Annotated in this window: 4 protein-coding genes; all 4 read right to left on the bottom strand. The window is 64.2% G+C overall.

The annotated features are described in order from the left end of the window. Positions 1 to 456: helix-turn-helix domain-containing protein (locus ACK5L9_RS01050; RefSeq protein ID WP_416909592.1), on the bottom strand; the 456-nt coding region annotated here is incomplete at its 3' end. After that, positions 453 to 851, bottom strand: coding sequence for a VRR-NUC domain-containing protein (locus ACK5L9_RS01045; RefSeq protein ID WP_416909591.1), 399 nt, complete (start codon positions 849 to 851; stop codon positions 453 to 455). The genes ACK5L9_RS01050 and ACK5L9_RS01045, both read right to left, overlap by 4 nt. Beyond that, on the bottom strand, positions 848 to 1,117 hold the full coding sequence (locus ACK5L9_RS01040; protein WP_416909590.1) for a hypothetical protein: 270 nt from the start codon (positions 1,115 to 1,117) through the stop codon (positions 848 to 850). Before ACK5L9_RS01040 ends, ACK5L9_RS01045 begins: the two co-directional genes overlap by 4 nt. Then, the gene (locus ACK5L9_RS01035; protein ID WP_416909589.1) at positions 1,114 to 1,383 is read right to left on the bottom strand and encodes a transcriptional regulator; all 270 of its coding nucleotides are present in this window, start codon (positions 1,381 to 1,383) and stop codon (positions 1,114 to 1,116) included. The genes ACK5L9_RS01040 and ACK5L9_RS01035 overlap by 4 nt, the downstream gene beginning before the upstream one ends. Positions 1,384 to 1,638 lie beyond the last annotated feature (255 nt).

Here is a 1,638-nt window from a genome sequence, read left to right as displayed (position 1 = left end):
GCCATTTTCCGGACACGGCTTTGCCCGAAATCCGGACACGGCTCCGTGTGCAGAATCCGGACACGGATTGCCTGCATTGGCCGACATCGGGCGTGCTTCGCCGTCAGGATCACCACCCGAAATCCCGGGAAAATCGCCATGTCCGGAATTCGGAGACGGGTCCGAATTCGGATCATTGAACCCGGCCTCGAACCCCAGAATGTAGCGGGTCGGCTGCTGGCGTTTCGTAATCGGATCGACGCTTGCGCAGCGCCGGATCAGACCGGCGAGTTCAAGCTTCCGGAGATGGTCGTTGAGCGCCGAGCGGCTGATCTCGCAATCGGCGGCCAGTCGCGCCTGCGTCGGGAAGCAGCCGAAATCGGGGTTGTGACGGTCGCAGAGATGCCAGAGCACGATCTTGGTTGCGGGCTTCAGCCCGCGTTGCAGGATCGCCCAGTTGGTCGCGAAATGGCTCATGCGTAGGCCCTCCGGTGCGGGTTCAGGGCCTGCACCCGGGTGGTGATCCCATGATCGGCCAGCGCCCCCAGCGCGTCCTCGACAGACCGCACCAGCGCCCAGCCGAAGCCCTGAGCCTTCACCATGTCGCGAAAGGCCTTCTGCGCCGGGCTGAGACGGCCGGACGGGCTTTTGACCTCGAGGAACAGCACCTGCCCGCCGGTCAGGACGATCAGATCGGCGAAGCCCGGCAAGACACCCATGCCGGTCAGGATCGCCTGGCGCTGCCGGGCGGCCTTGCAGCCAGAACCCACTTCGTTGGCCGAGTGGTGGATGATCGCATCGCGTGGCAGCACGACGCGCAGTGTGTGGACGATGGCGCGTTGTATATCGGCCTCGGGCGTGCGGCGGGTCATGCGTCACCGCCTTTCGATTTGCGCGGCGACAGGCAGAGCAGCAGACCGGCAAGGGCCAAGGCTTCGCGGCGTTCCTGTTGATCCGGGCTGCACGCGGCAATCGCACGGCAGGCGAGGATGATCAGGCTGTCCGGGTGGTGGACGAAATCGGCAACGATGCTTCGCGCCTCAGTGAGGCGCTGGGCAGGCCAATCTGAAGGCCAACGCGCCGCATCCGTGCTGTTGCAATCGACGTTGGCCGAGGGGATCAGGGTCAGGGCGTTCATTTCCGCCCCCGTGCCTTGCTGGCGTTGCTAATCTTGCTGTCCGTGACGCGCGGCATCTCCTGCGACTGCAGCCAGTCCTGAACCACGCTCATCCGGTAAAAGATCTTGCGACCGGCGCGGACGCAGGCCGGACCTGTCCGCCGCCGCTCCCAACGCCCCAGGGTGTCGACCGTCAGACACAATTCCTGGGCCAGGTCGTAGCGGCTGATCCAGCCGCGCAGCAGGCGCGGCTCTATTGCTGGTTCCGCACTCATGGGTTGTGTCATGCTCTTGCCTCCATCTTGCATCGCCCGGACCGGGCCGCTGACGGGGAGAAGAACAATCACATAAAAAGGCCCCGCAGGGAGGCGGAAGGTGGCGTAACCTCGCCGGAGGTTATGCCACCCCATGTTTTGCTGGGTTTGAGGCCGTTCGCGGAGATTGAGAGTGATTCGGCGCCGGGTCAAAATGCCGTCGAAAGCCTTCCAAACCACAACCGGCAGAACCGGTTCTGCCGGTTGCCGCTAACAGTTTCTGCCGTT

Origin of the sequence: Paracoccus sp. (in: a-proteobacteria), from assembly GCF_047973135.1 — a bacterium.
In the GTDB taxonomy this organism is placed as follows: Bacteria; Pseudomonadota; Alphaproteobacteria; order Rhodobacterales; family Rhodobacteraceae; genus Paracoccus.
The sequence above is the reverse complement of the archived record's forward strand: the minus strand, read 5'-3'. Positions and strand labels throughout refer to the sequence as shown.

Bases quoted from the DNA above. Each gene is read 5' to 3' on its own strand.
- ACK5L9_RS01045 (WP_416909591.1), bottom strand. From the start codon at position 851: ATGACCCGCCGCACGCCCGAGGCCGATATACAACGCGCCATCGTCCAC.
- ACK5L9_RS01040 (WP_416909590.1), bottom strand. From the start codon at position 1,117: ATGAACGCCCTGACCCTGATCCCCTCGGCCAACGTCGATTGCAACAGC.
- ACK5L9_RS01035 (WP_416909589.1), bottom strand. From the start codon at position 1,383: ATGACACAACCCATGAGTGCGGAACCAGCAATAGAGCCGCGCCTGCTG.